General features: G+C 65.0%; 15 protein-coding genes. 5 read left to right on the forward strand and 10 right to left on the reverse strand.

The window, feature by feature from the left end; all coding sequences use genetic code 11:
- Window positions 1-18 precede the first annotated feature (18 nt).
- A complete protein-coding gene (locus NCR35_RS12965) occupies window positions 19-432 on the forward strand; it encodes a VOC family protein (protein WP_244847227.1) in 414 nt (137 codons plus the stop codon).
- A 48-nt stretch (window positions 433-480) separates the two neighbouring features.
- Entirely contained in the window at window positions 481-1,218 is a 738-nt protein-coding gene (locus NCR35_RS12970) for a 16S rRNA (uracil(1498)-N(3))-methyltransferase (protein ID WP_250534652.1), read from the forward strand.
- A gap of 87 nt (window positions 1,219-1,305) precedes the next feature.
- Here the strand turns inward: NCR35_RS12970 and NCR35_RS12975 are convergent, their stop codons facing one another.
- From NCR35_RS12975 to NCR35_RS12985, 3 genes are all read right to left on the reverse strand, one after another.
- Complete coding sequence (locus tag NCR35_RS12975) at window positions 1,306-1,881, reverse strand: barstar family protein (RefSeq protein ID WP_250534653.1); 576 nt, start codon at window positions 1,879-1,881, stop codon at window positions 1,306-1,308.
- Window positions 1,882-1,896: 15 nt separating this feature from the next.
- Window positions 1,897-2,379, reverse strand: coding sequence for a ribonuclease (locus NCR35_RS12980; protein ID WP_250534730.1), 483 nt, complete (start codon window positions 2,377-2,379; stop codon window positions 1,897-1,899).
- A 415-nt stretch (window positions 2,380-2,794) separates the two neighbouring features.
- On the reverse strand, window positions 2,795-5,089 hold the full coding sequence (locus NCR35_RS12985; protein ID WP_250534654.1) for an NADP-dependent malic enzyme: 2,295 nt from the start codon (window positions 5,087-5,089) through the stop codon (window positions 2,795-2,797).
- A gap of 251 nt (window positions 5,090-5,340) precedes the next feature.
- On the opposite strand from NCR35_RS12985, the gene thiL reads away from it, so the two are divergent.
- Genes thiL through NCR35_RS13000 form a run of 3 tightly spaced genes read left to right on the forward strand, consistent with a single transcriptional unit; the run spans window position 5,341 to window position 7,397 of the window.
- Window positions 5,341-6,330, forward strand: coding sequence for a thiamine-phosphate kinase (gene thiL / locus NCR35_RS12990; protein ID WP_250534655.1), 990 nt, complete (start codon window positions 5,341-5,343; stop codon window positions 6,328-6,330).
- Entirely contained in the window at window positions 6,320-6,880 is a 561-nt protein-coding gene (locus tag NCR35_RS12995; RefSeq protein WP_250534656.1) for a phosphatidylglycerophosphatase A family protein, read from the forward strand. The genes thiL and NCR35_RS12995 overlap by 11 nt, the downstream gene beginning before the upstream one ends.
- Window positions 6,881-6,896: 16 nt before the next feature.
- The gene (locus tag NCR35_RS13000) at window positions 6,897-7,397 is read left to right on the forward strand and encodes a CinA family protein (RefSeq protein ID WP_175945071.1); all 501 of its coding nucleotides are present in this window, start codon (window positions 6,897-6,899) and stop codon (window positions 7,395-7,397) included.
- 480 nt (window positions 7,398-7,877) lie between these two features.
- On the opposite strand, the gene pyrF is transcribed toward NCR35_RS13000, so the two are convergent.
- The 7 genes from pyrF to NCR35_RS13035 all read right to left on the reverse strand — a co-directional run bounded on the left by pyrF (window position 7,878) and on the right by NCR35_RS13035 (window position 15,315).
- Window positions 7,878-8,690: an orotidine-5'-phosphate decarboxylase gene (pyrF, locus tag NCR35_RS13005; protein WP_250534657.1), complete on the reverse strand. Its 813-nt coding sequence runs from the start codon at window positions 8,688-8,690 to the stop codon at window positions 7,878-7,880.
- Window positions 8,691-8,785: 95 nt separating this feature from the next.
- Entirely contained in the window at window positions 8,786-9,892 is a 1,107-nt protein-coding gene (locus tag NCR35_RS13010; RefSeq protein ID WP_250534658.1) for an aldose 1-epimerase, read from the reverse strand.
- A 92-nt stretch (window positions 9,893-9,984) separates the two neighbouring features.
- Window positions 9,985-10,896, reverse strand: coding sequence for an SMP-30/gluconolactonase/LRE family protein (locus NCR35_RS13015; protein ID WP_250534659.1), 912 nt, complete (start codon window positions 10,894-10,896; stop codon window positions 9,985-9,987).
- Entirely contained in the window at window positions 10,887-11,675 is a 789-nt protein-coding gene (locus NCR35_RS13020) for an SDR family NAD(P)-dependent oxidoreductase (RefSeq protein WP_250534660.1), read from the reverse strand. The genes NCR35_RS13015 and NCR35_RS13020 overlap by 10 nt, the downstream gene beginning before the upstream one ends.
- 16 nt (window positions 11,676-11,691) lie before the next feature.
- Window positions 11,692-12,708, reverse strand: a complete 1,017-nt coding sequence (gene araH, locus NCR35_RS13025) for an L-arabinose ABC transporter permease AraH (RefSeq protein WP_206467031.1) — start codon at window positions 12,706-12,708, stop codon at window positions 11,692-11,694.
- A 26-nt stretch (window positions 12,709-12,734) separates the two neighbouring features.
- The gene (gene araG / locus NCR35_RS13030; protein ID WP_250534661.1) at window positions 12,735-14,249 is read right to left on the reverse strand and encodes an L-arabinose ABC transporter ATP-binding protein AraG; all 1,515 of its coding nucleotides are present in this window, start codon (window positions 14,247-14,249) and stop codon (window positions 12,735-12,737) included.
- Between the two features lie 58 nt (window positions 14,250-14,307).
- Entirely contained in the window at window positions 14,308-15,315 is a 1,008-nt protein-coding gene (locus tag NCR35_RS13035; RefSeq protein ID WP_250534662.1) for an arabinose ABC transporter substrate-binding protein, read from the reverse strand.
- Window positions 15,316-15,354: the final 39 nt, after the last annotated feature.

The raw sequence follows: 15,354 nt of genomic DNA on the forward strand, positions 1-15,354 counted from the left end.
CCTCAAGGAGTGCTTTCGATGACTGACCCTCGCCCCGCCGACGTCCCGTGGCTCACGCCCTATCTCACCGTGCGCGATGCGCGCGTGAGCGTCGGGTTCTACGAGAAGGCGTTCGGCTTCGCGGTACGTGACAGCGTGAACGACGACGGCACCATCATCCACGTCGAGATGACGTATCGCGGGCAACTGATTCTGATGTTCGCGCCGGAGGGCGCGTACGGATCGCAGGCGCGCACGCCGAAGAGCGCGGGCCAGATGGCGCCGCAGTCGTTTTATCTCTATGTCGACGATGTCGATGCCACCTTCGCGCAGGCGCTCGCCGTCGGCGCAAAGCCGCTCATCGAGCCGCAGGACCAGTTCTGGGGCGACCGCTTCGCGCAGATCGAAGACCCGGACGGTTATCGCTGGGCGATTGCGCGCCATCTTCGTTGAACTCGCCGCAAGGCGCTATCCGCGGACCGTGCGTCCGTGATCGATCCCATGCCACGCTTTTTCGTTGACGGCCCGCTCGCGGCGGGCGAGACCACTTCTCTTCCCGACGACGTCGTGCGCCACGTTCATGTGCTGCGTTTGCAGAACGGCGACGCCATCACGCTCTTCGACGGGACCGGAGGCGAGTATCACGGCGCGCTCGTCGAGATCGGCAAACGCGCGGCGCTCGCGCGCATCGACGCGCACAGCGAACGCGAAGCGGAGCCGCCGTATCGCGTGACGCTCGCGCAGGGCGTCGCGGGCGGCGACAAAATGGACTGGCTGATCGAAAAGACGGTGGAACTGGGCGTCGCGCAGATTGTGCCGCTCACGGCCGAGCGCGGCGTCGTGCGGCTCGCGGGCGAGCGGGCGTTGCGGCGTCAGGCGCACTGGCAAGCGCTCGCGCGCGCCGCTTGCGAGCAATGCGGGCGCAATCGCGTGCCGGAAGTGGCCGCCCCGCGCGACCTGAGCGCGTGGCTGGCGTCATTGCCAGCCGCTGCGGATGGCGACCTGCGGCTGCTGCTTTCGCCTGGCGCCGACGTGTCGTTCGCCGCGCTGCCTTCGGAGCCGCCGCGCGGCCGCGTCACGCTCGTAATCGGTCCGGAAGCCGGCTTTTCGCCGAAAGAAGAAAGCGAGATCGTCGCGGCGGGTTTCGCGGCGCTCGGCCTCGGACCGCGCGTGCTGCGCACGGAAACGGCGGGAATCGCGGTGCTCGCGGCGCTGGCCGCGCGCTGGGGCGGATGGTGAGCGCGCGCCCGGCCGCCACAAAAGCAAACAGCCCGGTGACGGGCTGTTCTGCTAACGGCTGACGCGATCGAACGAACTCAGACGAACTCAGACGAACGAATAGAACACGCGGAACGCCACGCGGCGCTCGGCCCAAAATTCGGCGGCATCGCGGAACACGTCGAGCAGCGTTTCGCGACCTTCCTTGTCGAACTTCTGCGCGATGGGCAACTGCTCCAGCACGATCACGAACCCCGGCTGCGAACCCGCGCGATGAACGAGGTCGGTCAGGCAATCGTAGAGGGCGTCGTAGTTCTTGCCGAAGTGCTTCGGAAACAGGAACGAGGTCGCGATGGTTTCCAGCACTTCCTGTTTGCTCTGCGCCTGGCCGAGATACGCATACAGAAAGTGCTGGCCGAGGCGGTTGGCCTCGTCGGCGAGTTCCTGCACGCGAAACGCGCGGATGGACTGCACGATGTTCGGCCGCACCGTCGCAAACAGAGACTCCGACTCGTCCTGCGGATGCCCCGCCGGATGCTCGTTCGAATGATTCGGCTCGTCATCGGGTCTGTTGTCGTGTTCTGTCATGCGTAGCCGCAATACTCGCTGGAACAGGTTGCCGTCGCCGGTTGCGAAAAAATCACCCGCAACGCCGTTGTCGTGCGCGTAGATGTTGTCGCTCATGCCGTTAATCCCTCGTTATCCCGCAATGCGTTTAAAACTGGCGTAGTGGTCGTCCGAGTAGTAACAATCGTCGATCTGCCGCTTGGGGCCGCCGCATACGATCCGGCGTGCGCCGCGATCCCGCGCTCGCGGCGTGGGGACTGTGTATTCGTGGTAGTAGCCGCGCGCACGCCGTGGCAGCAAGCGTTCGCGGTTGCCGAACACGACGCCGTCTTTCTCGTAAGGGAAAGGCCCGCCCGCCTGGATCAACTGCAGTGTCTCGACCGCCTGTTTCGGCAACTGCGCGACGGCCACGGTCGCGAAGTCGTCGTTGCGCGCTTGGCCGGCCTGCGCTGCGGCCGACCGGCTGGCCTCCGGCGCGATCTTCGCCGAATCGGCCTGGTTCGCCGGCTTCGCGGACATGACCGTGTCCGCCGCGCTTCGGGATTCGTCCTTGCCGCAGCCGCCCAGAAAGACGCCGAGTGCGACCATGCAGGCAAGTGCCGTAGCGCGCTTCACGAAACGATTGTCCCCGCGATGAACCGAAAAATGCGACAACCCCGAAAGATGTAAGGGTATCGCTAATGCCAAAGCGAAGCAACGTTCGGCGGGTTTTCGGAAATTTTTTCTCAACTTCGCAGGCGCATGCACCGGTTTGCGGAGAAAAGGCAACTACATCTAGCCTAAATCTGAGAGATTTTTCAACTGAGCAAGATAATAATTCACGCGCTGGGGATCGAAACCCTTGGACAAGCCGCCTCACTTGTCGTCAGTTTCACGGTATGCGCTCCATGCCGACGCCCCGCACATTTAGGGAACAGCAAACTTCCCCCTTGCTCTTGCCCCGGCGTGCCGCTTTTCGCGGCACGTTTTTTTTCGCCCAAAAAAAACGCGGCGGGAAGACCCGCCGCGACGCGACTACATCGAGCGAAGACTAGCGCGCCGCCGATGCGTCCGCCACCAGCAACGCCGTCATATTGACGATGCGCCGCACGGTGGCCGATGCCGTCAGCACATGCACCGGCTCGGCCGCGCCGAGCAGAATCGGCCCGATCGCGATGTTGTTGCCCGCTGCCGTCTTCAGCAAGTTGTACGAGATGTTCGCCGCGTCGATGTTCGGCAGAATCAGCAGATTCGCGTCGCCTTCGAGCGTCGATTCGGGCAGCACTTCCTTGCGCAAACGCGCATCCAGCGCCACGTCGCCGTGCATTTCGCCGTCCACGTCGAGATCGGGCGCGCGCTCTTTCAGGATGGCGAGCACGTCGCGCATCTTCTGCGCCGTCGGCGCGTTGCTCGTGCCGAAGTTCGAATGCGACAAGAGCGCGATCTTCGGCATGATGCCGAAGCGCTTCACTTCTTCCGCCGCGAGGATCGTGATTTCGGCGAGCTGCTCCGGCGTCGGGTCCACGTTCACGTGCGTATCGACGATAAAGATCTGGCGGCCGGGCAGCACGAGCGCGTTCATCGCCGCGTACACGTTGCAGCCCTCCTTCTTGCCGATCACCTGGTCGATGAAGTGCAGATGCCGATGCGTGGTGCTCACCGTGCCGCAGATCATGCCGTCCGCTTCGCCCTTCTTCACGAGCATGGAACCGATCAGCGTGGTGCGGCGGCGCATTTCCAGCTTCGCCATTTGCTGGCTGATGCCCTTGCGCGCCATCATCGCGTAATACGTCTGCCAGAAGTCGCGGTAACGCTCGTCGTGGTCCGTGTCGACTACGGTGAAATCGACGCCGGGCGTGAGGCGCAGGCCGAACTTCGTGATGCGCTGCTGAATGACCGCGGGACGGCCGATGAGAATGGGCTTCGCGATCTTCTCGTCCACGGCGATCTGCACGGCGCGCAGCACGCGCTCTTCCTCGCCTTCCGCGAACACAATGCGCTTCTTCTCCGGCTCCACGCTGCGCGCGAGCTGGAACACCGGCTTCATCGTCGTGCCGCTGTGGTAGACGAACTGCTGCAAGTGCTGCTCGTAGGCGTCCATGTCTTCGATAGGACGCGTGGCCACGCCGGATTCCATCGCGGCTTTCGCCACCGCGGGCGCGATCTTCACGATGAGACGCGGATCGAACGGCTTTGGAATCAGATACTCCGGCCCGAACGACAAGTCCTGAATGCCATACGCCGTCGCGACGATATCGCTCTGCTCCTGACGCGCGAGTTCGGCGATTGCGTTCACCGCGGCGATTTCCATTTCCTTCGTGATCGTCGTCGCGCCGGCATCCAGCGCGCCACGGAAGATGAACGGAAAGCACAGCACGTTGTTGACCTGATTCGGGTAGTCCGTGCGGCCGGTGGCGAGCACCGCGTCCGGACGCACTTCCAGCGCGAGCTCCGGCAGAATTTCCGGCGTCGGATTGGCGAGCGCGAGAATCAGCGGCTTCGCGGCCATGCCCTTCACCATGTCCTGCTTCAGCACGCCGCCCGCCGAAAGGCCGAGGAACACGTCCGCGCCTTCGATCACTTCGGCAAGCGTACGCGCGCTGGTTTCGCGGGCGAAGCGTTCCTTGTCCGGGTCCATGAGTTCGACGCGGCCCTTGTAGACCACGCCGGCCAGATCCGTCACGAAGATGTTCTCGAGCTTCATGCCGAGATCGACGAGCAGATCCAGACACGCGAGCGCCGCCGCGCCCGCGCCCGATGCGACGAGCTTCACTTCGCCGATGTTCTTGCCGACCACCTTCAGGCCGTTCGTGATGGCCGCCGCGACGACGATGGCCGTGCCGTGCTGGTCGTCGTGGAAGACGGGAATCTTCATGCGCTTGCGCGCCTCGCGCTCGACGATGAAGCAGTCCGGCGCCTTGATGTCTTCCAGATTGATGCCGCCGAAAGTCGGCTCCAGCGCGGCGATCACGTCGACGAGCTTGTGCGGGTCGCTTTCGTTCAGCTCGATGTCGAACACGTCGATGCCGGCGAACTTCTTGAAGAGCACGGCCTTGCCTTCCATGACGGGCTTCGAGGCGAGCGGCCCGATGTTGCCGAGCCCGAGCACCGCCGTGCCGTTCGACACGACGCCGACGAGGTTGCTGCGCGCGGTGAAGCGCGCGGCGTTCAGCGGATCTTCGACGATCGCTTCGCATGCGAACGCCACGCCCGGCGAGTACGCCAGCGCGAGGTCGCGCTGGTTGATCATCTGCTTGGTCGGGGCGATCGCGATTTTGCCGGGTGTCGGAAACTCGTGATAATCGAGCGCGGCTTCGCGCAACTTCGTATTGGCGGGAGTCGTCATAAGGCGGGCTAGCAGTGCGGGAATTAGAATGGAACCTCGAACGCATTGTAGCGCCAATCAAGCCCCGCTTTTACGCGCAGTCCATGCAATTCGGCTACAAGTGCCGTGACCGGAGAACGCCTGATCGCCCGGCTTGGCAAGGCTTTCGACACATCGTTCCGATTTTTCGAGACGTGCGGCGGCGCTTCAAAACGCAGTCGTTGCCGCACCGTCTTCCTCTTGCACTGCACAAATAACTCGCTTTCCCGACGATGCTTTCCGAGTTCTCCCTGATCGATCGATACTTCGCCCGCCGCGCGAAAGCGCCCTCGCCGAGACAAGGCGACGCGCCGCTCGGCATCGGCGACGACTGCGCGCTGATCGCGCCGCCCGCCGGCCATCAGCTTGCGATCTCGACGGACATGCTCGTCGCCGGCCGTCACTTTTTCCCCGATGTCGATCCCTACGCGCTCGGTCACAAGGCGCTCGCGGTGAATCTGTCGGATCTCGCCGCGATGGGCGCGAAGCCGCACGCGTTCACGCTCGCGCTCGCCTTGCCGCGCGCCGACGAAGCGTGGCTTGCCGCGTTCAGCGACGGCATGTTCGCGCTGGCCGAACGCTTCGACTGCGCGCTCGTCGGCGGCGACACGACGAGCGGGCCGCTCAACATCTGCATTACCGTGTTCGGCGACGTCGCGCACGGCGCGGCGCTGCGGCGCGACGCAGCGAGACCCGGCGACGACATCTACGTGTCGGGCGTGCTCGGCGATGCCCGCGCGGGCCTCGGCGTCTTGCGCGACGAATGGCGCGCGCCGGACGAAGCGAGCGCGTTGGCATGGAAGCAGGCGCTCGAACGCCCGGAGCCGCGCGTGGCGCTCGGGCGCGCGCTCGCCGGCATCGCCCACGCGGCGCTCGATATCTCCGACGGCCTCGCGGGCGACCTCATGCACATCCTCACGCGCTCGGGCGTTAGCGCGACCGTCGATGCCGACGCCGTGCCATGTTGCGACGCGGTGCGCGCGCTGCCCGAAACGGCGCGGCGCCAGTGCACGCTCGCGGGCGGCGACGACTACGAGCTCTGCTTCACCGCGCCGCGCGACGCGCGCGACGCCGTGGCGCGCATCGGCGAGCGCGTGGGCGTGCCGCTCACGCGCATCGGTACAATCGGTTCCGCGGGCGCGCCCGCCATCGCCTGGTGCGACGGCGCGGGCGCGCCGCTTTCCCTGACGTTGCAAGGATTCGACCACTTTCATGCAGACTGACCCCACCGCCGCGAGCGAATCCGCGCCGCCGCGTTCGCCCACCCCCGCCAAACCGCGCAAGGCGAGCGCGCGCTTCATGCTCACGCATCCGCTGCATATTCTGTCGCTCGGCTTCGGCAGCGGCCTGTCGCCCATTGCGCCCGGCACGGTCGGCACGCTCTTCGCGTGGGCTTCGTTCATGCCGCTCAACCGGCATTTGACCGTGGCGGAATGGGGCGTGCTGATCGCGGTCGGCTTCATCGCCGGATGCTGGTTCTGCGGCTTCACCGCGAAGAAGATGGGCGTCGCGGACCCGTCGCCGGTGGTGTGGGACGAGATCGTCGCGTTCTGGCTCGTGCTGCTGGTCGTGACGCCCGCGACCTTCACCGGACAGTTGTGGGCGTTCATCGTGTTCCGCTTCTTCGACATGGTGAAGCCGCCGCCGATCCGCTATTTCGACCGCCATCTGAAAGGCGGCTTTGGCATCATGTTCGATGATCTCGTCGCCGCGTTCTTCAGCTTGCTCGTGATTTCGCTGTGGCGCATGACCGCCGGACGTTTCATTCATTAATCTGCGAGACACTGCCATGCCGACCGATACCGTCGTTCATCAACTTGCGATCCGCGTCGGCAACAAGCTGCGCGACGAACGGCTGATGCTCGCCGCCGCCGAATCGTGCACGGGCGGCATGGTGGCGGCCGCGATCACGGACATTTCGGGCAGCAGCGCGTGGTTCGAGCGCGGCTTCGTCACGTATTCGAATCTGGCGAAGACGGAGATGATCGGCGTGCCGGCCGCGCTGATCGAGCAGCACGGCGCGGTGAGCGAGCCGGTCGCGAAAGCCATGGCCGAAGGCGCCTTGCGCAACAGCCGCGCGCAGGTTTCGGTGTCGATCACGGGCGTGGCCGGTCCCGCTGGCGGCAGCGAAGCGAAGCCGGTTGGCACGGTTTGCTTCGCCTGGAGCAATCGCCTGCATACCGCGTTCGAGACGCAGCATTTCAAGGGCGACCGCGAGCAGGTGCGCACGCAGGCGGCGGCGCACGCTTTGAGGAAGTTGTTGGAGTTTTTGGAACAGCGGGAGCGGTGAAGCGGCGCCAGGGCAGATAAGCCGTCGCGGCGCAGACGCTGCGACCGCGGCTGGACTTGCTGGAACCGCGCGAGCGGCGATCCCGCGCCGCGCGCATTAGCGGTCGCGGCACACGCGCTCTCAAAGCTGCTGGACCATCTAGATCAGAGCGAGCGATCAGCCCGCCGCGCACATGAGCGGTCCCCCGTTAAAACGCTGCGAAAGCCGGTGGATTTTCGGAATAGCGCGAGCGGTGAACTCGGGCCGAGCGCATACGATCGCGCAGGCGCAGCGGAAATAACTCGACTCCATGCATCAGCGCGAGTGATGGACCTACACGGCGCGCATTAGCGGTCGCGGCACACGCGCTCTCAAAGCTGCTGGACCATCTGATTTAGCGCGAGCGGCAATCCCCCGCCGTGCACATCATCGATCACCGCCGAACGCTGCGAAAGCTGCGCGACGTGCTAAGTGACCGCGAGCGATGAACCCGCCCGCGCATCACCGATACGCGTTAATCGTATCCCGCGTCTTCTTCGCGGCTTCGGCCGCCGCGCTCGCGTAATCGTCGCCCTTGCCGGCGTACAGAATTGCGCGCGACGAGTTGATGAGCATGCCCGTGCCATTCGCCGTGCGGCCCGCGCGCACGGTCGCTTCGACATCGCCGCCTTGCGCGCCGATGCCCGGAATCAGCAGCGGCATGTCGCCGACCATGCCGCGCACCGCTTCGATTTCCTTCGGAAACGTCGCGCCGACGACGAGCCCCAGTTGCCCGCTCGCGTTCCACTTCTCGGCCGCCAGCTTCGCGACGACCTGATACAGCGGCTTGCCGTCCGTCGTCAGAAATTGCAGGTCGGAACCGCCCGCGTTCGACGTGCGGCACAGCACGATCACGCCCTTGCCTTCATGCGCGAGATACGGCTCGATGGAATCGAAACCCATGTACGGATTCACCGTCACGGCGTCCGCTTTGTAGCGCTCGAACGCTTCCTTCGCGTATTGCTCGGCCGTGCTGCCGATATCGCCGCGCTTCGCATCGAGAATGACCGGCAGCCCCGCGTGCTTCTCGTGAATATGCGCGATCAGCGCTTCGAGCTGATCTTCCGCGCGATGCGCCGCGAAGTACGCGATCTGCGGCTTGAACGACGACGCGTACGGCGCGGTGGCATCGACGATGGTCTTGCAGAACTCGAAGATCGCGTCGGCGCGGCCGTTCAGCGCGCCGGGAAACTTCGACGGCTCCGGATCGAGGCCGACGCACAGGAGCGATTGCGTGCGCGACCACGCGGCGTTGAGCGACTGGATGAAAGACATGGGAAAGATCGGCGGAAAGGGATGCCACGCATTTTAACGTGCGCGGCAGCGCTTTCCGGTTCGGGCGTTCGGCGCGTTTAGTGCGTTCGGCGCGTTCAGCGCGCAAGCGCCGCGCGGCCGCGCGCCTTCGCTCCCGCACGCGTGCGTGGCCGGCCGCGGCGCGCGGCCTCGCCGGTGCGCTCCACAGTGAAACGGAACTCGCGCGACAGCCGCTCGCCGGGCGCGAGCACCGTCATGCCGTTCGCCTCGCCGCCGCCCGGCAGATTTACCGCGTTGATCGGATGATCGACCGGCTCGAAGCAGAAGAAGTCTTCGCCGGGAGGCGCGTACAGCACGTAGTAATCGGTGTCGGCGGCGATCGTCAGCGAGAGACGGCGCTTCGGCCAGAGCACGCTCGTGCGTCCGCTCCAGCCGGTGAACGCGTTGTTCACCATTTCGGATGGCATCGGGTACGCGACGCCGAACTGCCACGCAGGCGGCGCGGGCACATGGCGCACCGGAAGCCAATCGTCGCCGCAGAGCCACAGGCCGCCCGCCGCCGCCGAAAGCTCGGTGTCGGCTTCGCGCATCAGAAACGGATGCAGGCCGAGACCGAAGGGCAGCGCCTCGTCGCCGGTGTTCTGCACATCGAGCGTGACGACGAGCGTGGCTTCGTCGAGCGCATACGTCTGCGACGCGCGAAACGAGTACGGCTTGCCGTCGCTGCGCTCGAACGCGAGCCGCACATGCGTCGCGTCTTCTTCCTCGACGGTCCACGCACCCAGCCAGCCGTCGCCGTGCAGCGGCAGCGGCTCATCCGGGCGGTTGCGCGGCACGTCGATGGCGCGTCCGGAGAATCGAAAATGCCCGTTGCCGATGCGGTTCGAATATGGCAGCAGCGGATAACACGCAAGTTGGTTCGGATCGGTGTCCGGGCCCGGTTCGGCGCAGGGCCTGAAAATCGGCACGAGCCCGCCTTCGTGACGCCAGTCGAAACGCGTGACGCCGCCGCCGAGCGCCGGCGCGACATCGAGCCTCAAGTGCGCGTTCGCGAGCGTGATGCAGCCTTCGACGGCCGCGCCGCCAATGGCGACGACCGCCGTGCTCGGCCCCGGCCGGATCGGCGGTTCGGCGGCGGCGGCGAGCCGCGAGCGGCGCGCGTTCGCCTGCGCCGTGGACGCGGACGGCGTATTCACCCTTTGCTCATTGCGCGCAACCGTCATGACCTGTGCTCCATCGAGAGGCGAAAAACCCGGCGCGGCGGCGGCCGGGTGCTGAACGGGCGGCGCGTCGGATCGCGCGCCACCTCGGTTTCTTATGCTCGCGGCTTGCCGGCGAAAACCGGCTCCGCGATGCCGCGCACGCCGGGCTGCGCGGTGAAAATGCCGCCCGCGTGGGCGTCGGTCTTGAGCGCGTCTTCGCTCAAGCCGATGCGCGCCGTCGTCACGAAGAGCGTATCGAGAGACGCTCCGCCGAACGCGACGCAACTCGGCTGCGCGCTCGGCACCTCGATGCGCGCGGTCTCGCGGCCATCCGGCGCATAGCGCACCACGCGCCGCCCGCCCCACTGCGCGTTCCACAGGCCGCCTTCCGCGTCGACCGTGGAGCCGTCCGGCGCGCCGCTATCGTCGGTCAATTCGACGAACACGCGGTCGTTCGCGAGGCTCGGGTAATCGCAGACGCGAATATGGCGCGTCGGCGTATCGCAGTAGTAGAGCGTCGTGCCGTCAGGACTGAATGCGGTGCTGTTGTTGATCGCGCAATTTCCGAGCGGCAGGCGCTCCAGCGACAGATCCAGGTTCAGCCGATAGTAACCGCCGAGCGGCTGTGCGTCGTCCACGTCGTGCTTCGTGCCGAACACGAAGCGCCCTTCGCGGTCGCAGCGGCCGTCGTTCAGACGCGTCGGCAGGCCGGCTTCCACTTCCGTGATCGTCTCGATCTTGCCCGTCGAGAACTGAAAGAACGCGAGCCGCGACGCCAGGCCGAGCAGCACAAAGTCCGGGTCCGCGCAGAGCGCGAAGCACGCGAGGCGCTCCGGCATGTCGAAGGCTTCGGTCGATCCGTCGCGCGGATCGTATCGCAAGAACCGCTTGCCTTCGATATCCGTCCAGTAGAACCGCCCACTCGCGGCGCACCACGTCGCGCCCTCGCCGAGCGCGCATTGGCTGTCGATCAGAAGGCGTGCCTCGGTTGCATCGCTCGCGCCGCTTTGGTTCATCAGACCCATCCTCCGTCGATGATGATTTCCTGCGCCGTCATCATGCTGCTATCGTCGGATGCGAGAAAGAGCGCGGCCCGCGCGAGATGCTCGGGCAGCACTTCGGCGTCGATGCACTGGCCCTGCTTGATCGCGAGCTTGCCCGCTTCGTCGAGCCACAGGCGCTTCTGCTTTTCCGTCATCACCCAGCCGGGCACCAGCGAATTCGCGCGGATGCCGAACTTGCCGAGGTCGCGCGCGAGACCGCGCGTCAAGCCCTGCACCGCCGATTTCGCCGTCACGTACACGGGCAGATTCGGGTTCTTCAGCATCCAGCTGACGGAGCCGAGATTGATGATCGAGCCGCCACCGAGTTGCTTCATGTCGTCGACGACCGCCTGCGCCGCGAAGAACTGGTGACGGATATTCACCGCGATGCCCCAATCGAACGATTCGGGCGTGACTTCCTGAATGGTATGACGCTTGTCGTTGGCCGCGTTGTTCACGAGCACGCCGATCGGGCCGAGCGCGCCGCGCACCTCCGCGATGCCTTGGCGCAACGCGTCGATGTCCGTCAGATCCACGCGCAGGAACATCGGCCGCGTGTGGGCTCCCGCCAGGTCCACGCCGAGCCGGTTCGCAAGCGCCTCGCCGGCTTCGGCGTCGATATCGAAGAACGCCACTTTGGCGCCCTGATCGTAGAAATGCTCGACGAACGCCGCGCCGATGCCGGTCGCGCCGCCCGTGATGAGCACGGTCTTGCCCGCGAGGCTCGGGTAGCGCGCGAGGGTGCTGTCGATGGATGTCATATGTTTCGCCGTCCTTTCAGTCGCGCGATCCGCGATTTTTCAATTGGTCCAGCAACACGGCAGCGAGCAGAATCGCGCCGCGCACGAGGTACTGATAGAACGCGTCGATGTTCAGCAAGTTCATCACGTTCTCGACCGTGCCCATGATGAGCACGCCGATCACCACGCCGGAAATCGTCGCCCGGCCGCCGAGCAGCGAGACGCCGCCGAGCACGCACGCCGAAATCACGTTCAGCTCGAAGCCTTGCGCCGCGTTCGGTTGTCCCGACGTGATCCGAGACGCAAGGATAACGCCTGCGAGCGCCGTTACCGCGCCCTGGACGAGGAAAATCCATACGCGCGTGCGTTCGACGTTGATACCCGCGAGCCGCGACGCTTCAGGATTGCCGCCGATGGCAAGCGTATTGCGGCCATAAACCGTCTGGTTCAGCAGCACGCCGAACACGATGAAACACGCGAGCGTGACCCAGATCGGCAGCGAAATGCCGAGCATGGTGAGGCTGCCCAGTTCGATGAACGTATCCGACGACACGCCGACCGCCTGCCCGTGCGACACGATAAAGCCGAGCCCGCGCACGATCTCCATGGTGGCGAGCGTGGTGATCAGCGCGTTGATGCGCAGATACGCGATCACCGCGCCGTTCACGAAGCCGATCACCGAGCCTGCCGCCACCGCCGCGATGATCGCGATGAAGGTGTTGTTCGTCGCGTTCAGCACCATCGCGCAGAGCACGCCCGCGAACGCGATGGTCGAGCCCACCGACAAGTCGAAGTCGCGCGAGGCGAGGCAGAACATCATCGTGCAGGCGACCATGCCGATCTGCGAGATCGACAGCGCGAGCCCGAGCATGTTCTCGATGGAGAAGAAGTGATCGACGGTCAGCGACATCGTGACGAACATCACGATGAAGATGACGATCAGGCTGTATTCCGTGATCTGCTGCCACCACTTCTGCTTGTCGCTTCTCTGCGGGATCAGCGCGTTCGCGACCGTTTCGCTAGCCTGCCCCACGATGTTTTCTCTGGCTTCCATGATTTCTTTCCTCAGTCCCCTTGTTTTTACGCGGCCTCGGCGACCGTCTCCGATTGCGGCAGCGCGAGACTCAAAACGGACTGTTCGTTCGCCTGTCCGCGCGGCAATTCGCCCGCCACGCGCCCTTGCCGCATTACGACGATGCGATCGGATACACCGAGCACTTCCGGCAGTTCCGACGAGATCATCACGATCGCGCAGCCACGCTCCGCCAGCTGATAGATCACGTTATAGATTTCGTGCTTCGCGCCGACGTCGATGCCGCGCGTCGGTTCATCCAGAATCACGACCTTGAGATCCGGCTCCGCGAGCCAGCGCGAGAGAATCGCCTTCTGCTGATTGCCGCCCGACAGAAAGCGGATGCGCTGACGGCGGCTCGGCGTCTTGATCTTCAGAAGCTGGATGAAGCGGTCCGCCGTCTCCGCTTCCTTCTTGCGGTCGAGGAAAAGCCCCGCGCGCAGATAGTGACGGCGGCACGAGATATTGATGTTCTCCGCGACCGTCGCCATTGCGACGATGCCCTCTTCCTTGCGATCCTCCGGACACAGCACGATGCCGTGGCGAATCGCTTCGCCAGTGCTGCGAATCTTGATCGGCTTGCCGTCGAGCTGAATCGTGCCTTCCTTCTTCTTGTCCGCGCCGTAGATCAGATGCATGAGTTCGCTGCGCCCCGCGCCGACCAAGCCGAAGAACCCGACGATTTCGCCGCGCCGCACCTCGAAGCTCACCGGCGCGGAAAGCGCCTCGCCCTGCACGTTCTCCACCGCGAAGCGCACGTCGCCCAGTTTGCGCGGACGATAGTTATAGATGTCCGAGATTTCGCGGCCGACCATTTCCTGCACGAGCGTGTCGCGCGGCACTTCGGCAAGACGCGTGTGCGACGCGATCTTGCGGCCATCGCGGAAAATGGTGCAGGCGTCGCATAGCTCGTAAATCTCGTCCATGCGGTGCGAGATATAAATGAGCGCGCGCTTGTCCGCTTTCAGGTCGCGCACGAGCTTGAACAGCACGTCGGTTTCGCGGTGCGAGAGCGATGAAGTCGGCTCGTCGAGCGCGATCACGCGCGCATTGCGCAAGAGCGCCTTGCAGATTTCCACCATCTGCCGCTGCGCGATGGAGAGCTTGCGCAGCTTCGCGTTGGGATCGAGATCGACGCCCATCGCGGCGAGCCGCTCACGCACGTGCTTTTTCGCGGCGCGCTTGTCCACCCAGCCGAGCCGGTTCGGCAGTGCGCCGAGCAGCAGGTTCTCGGACACCGTCAGGTCCGGCACGTACTGCAATTCCTGGTGGATCACCGCGATACCCGATGCAATCGAAGCCGCGGCGCTTCCGAAATGCACTTCTTTCTCGTCGATGAGCACGCGCCCCGAATCGGGTTGATACTCGCCGCCGAGAATCTTGAGCAAGGTCGATTTACCCGCGCCGTTCTCGCCCATCAAACCGTGAACTTCGCCGGCATTGACGTCGAACGACACGCCGTCGAGCGCGCGCACGCCTGGAAACACCTTGCCGATATTGTCAAAACGCAGCGTCGCTGACACATCGCCTCCTTGTTCTGCGGCGGGCCGCGCTGTCATGCGGCCCGCCTGCTCGATGGATTTAGTTCGACGCCAGGCCCATTTGCTGACGCACCGACGACACGTTCTCACGCGTGGCGAGCATGCCCGTCGTGAGCGTGAGCGGCGGCGGCGCCTTGCCGTCCTTGATCCACGCGTACATCAGTTCGGAGGTCTCTTCGCCGTGACGCTTCGGGCTGATGATGACCGTGCCGAAGAAGCCGGTCGGGTTCGGCTTCTTGAACTCGTTCAACGCCGAATCCGACCCGCCGATGCCGATGCCGATCATGTTGTCCGCCTTGAAGCCGCGGCCTTCCGCCGCGCGCACCGCGCCGAGCACGGCTTCGTCGTTCAGGCCGTAGGCGACCCAATGCTTGAACTGCGGGTTCTTCGTCAGCGCGATGTTCGCCGCGTTGAACGCGTTCTCCGTGTCGGTCTTCGCTTGCGGCGCGGCGATCACGTTCGCCTTCGGAAAACCGGCGGCGACAAGCGCGTCGGTCGCGCCGCTCGTGCGGTCATGCGCGGTCGGCAATTGCTCGTAAGTCACGTCGATTGCGCCGACATCCTTCATGTCCCAGCCGCGCTTCTTGATTTCGGCGGCGATGCCGTCGCCCACCTGCTTGCCGATGTTGTAGGCCGAAATGCCCATGTGCGGCACCGACTCGATCGGCTTGCCGGAACCATCGACGAGGCGGTCATCCACCGTCATCATTTTCAGCTTGTCGGCCTTCGCCTTCGCGACGATGCCCGGCCCGAGCTTCACGTCCGGCGTGCAGATGATGAAACCCTGCGCCTTCTGCGCGGCGAGGTTGTCGATCGCGCTCATCACCTTTTCGCCCGACGGCGCGCCGATCTTCACGAGCGTGAAGCCCTTCTCCTTGGCGGCGGTCTCGGCGAACTTCCATTCGTCCTGGAACCACGGCTCTTCCGGCTGCTTCACGAGAAAGCCGATCTTGATGTCGTCGGCGGCCTGCGCGACGGGCGCGGCGATCATCGTGGCGCTCGTCGCGGTGGCGGCGGCGATCAGCGTGAGGAACAGTCTGCGTTTCATCTTGTGTCTCCCGACTTTTTGCGTTGTCTCAAAATACCC

It is taken from the genome of Caballeronia sp. AZ10_KS36 (assembly GCF_023631105.1).
Lineage (GTDB): Bacteria > Pseudomonadota > Gammaproteobacteria > Burkholderiales > Burkholderiaceae > Caballeronia.

Excerpts from the sequence above, each read along its gene's own strand:
- NCR35_RS12965 (WP_244847227.1), top strand. The coding sequence starts at position 19 with ATGACTGACCCTCGCCCCGCCGACGTCCCGTGGCTCACGCCCTATCTC.
- NCR35_RS12970 (WP_250534652.1), top strand. The coding sequence starts at position 481 with ATGCCACGCTTTTTCGTTGACGGCCCGCTCGCGGCGGGCGAGACCACT.
- NCR35_RS12975 (WP_250534653.1), bottom strand. The coding sequence starts at position 1,881 with ATGAGCGACAACATCTACGCGCACGACAACGGCGTTGCGGGTGATTTT.
- NCR35_RS12985 (WP_250534654.1), bottom strand. The coding sequence starts at position 5,089 with ATGACGACTCCCGCCAATACGAAGTTGCGCGAAGCCGCGCTCGATTAT.
- thiL (WP_250534655.1), top strand. The coding sequence starts at position 5,341 with ATGCTTTCCGAGTTCTCCCTGATCGATCGATACTTCGCCCGCCGCGCG.
- NCR35_RS12995 (WP_250534656.1), top strand. The coding sequence starts at position 6,320 with ATGCAGACTGACCCCACCGCCGCGAGCGAATCCGCGCCGCCGCGTTCG.
- NCR35_RS13000 (WP_175945071.1), top strand. The coding sequence starts at position 6,897 with ATGCCGACCGATACCGTCGTTCATCAACTTGCGATCCGCGTCGGCAAC.
- pyrF (WP_250534657.1), bottom strand. The coding sequence starts at position 8,690 with ATGTCTTTCATCCAGTCGCTCAACGCCGCGTGGTCGCGCACGCAATCG.
- NCR35_RS13010 (WP_250534658.1), bottom strand. The coding sequence starts at position 9,892 with ATGACGGTTGCGCGCAATGAGCAAAGGGTGAATACGCCGTCCGCGTCC.
- NCR35_RS13015 (WP_250534659.1), bottom strand. The coding sequence starts at position 10,896 with ATGGGTCTGATGAACCAAAGCGGCGCGAGCGATGCAACCGAGGCACGC.
- NCR35_RS13020 (WP_250534660.1), bottom strand. The coding sequence starts at position 11,675 with ATGACATCCATCGACAGCACCCTCGCGCGCTACCCGAGCCTCGCGGGC.
- araH (WP_206467031.1), bottom strand. The coding sequence starts at position 12,708 with ATGGAAGCCAGAGAAAACATCGTGGGGCAGGCTAGCGAAACGGTCGCG.
- NCR35_RS13035 (WP_250534662.1), bottom strand. The coding sequence starts at position 15,315 with ATGAAACGCAGACTGTTCCTCACGCTGATCGCCGCCGCCACCGCGACG.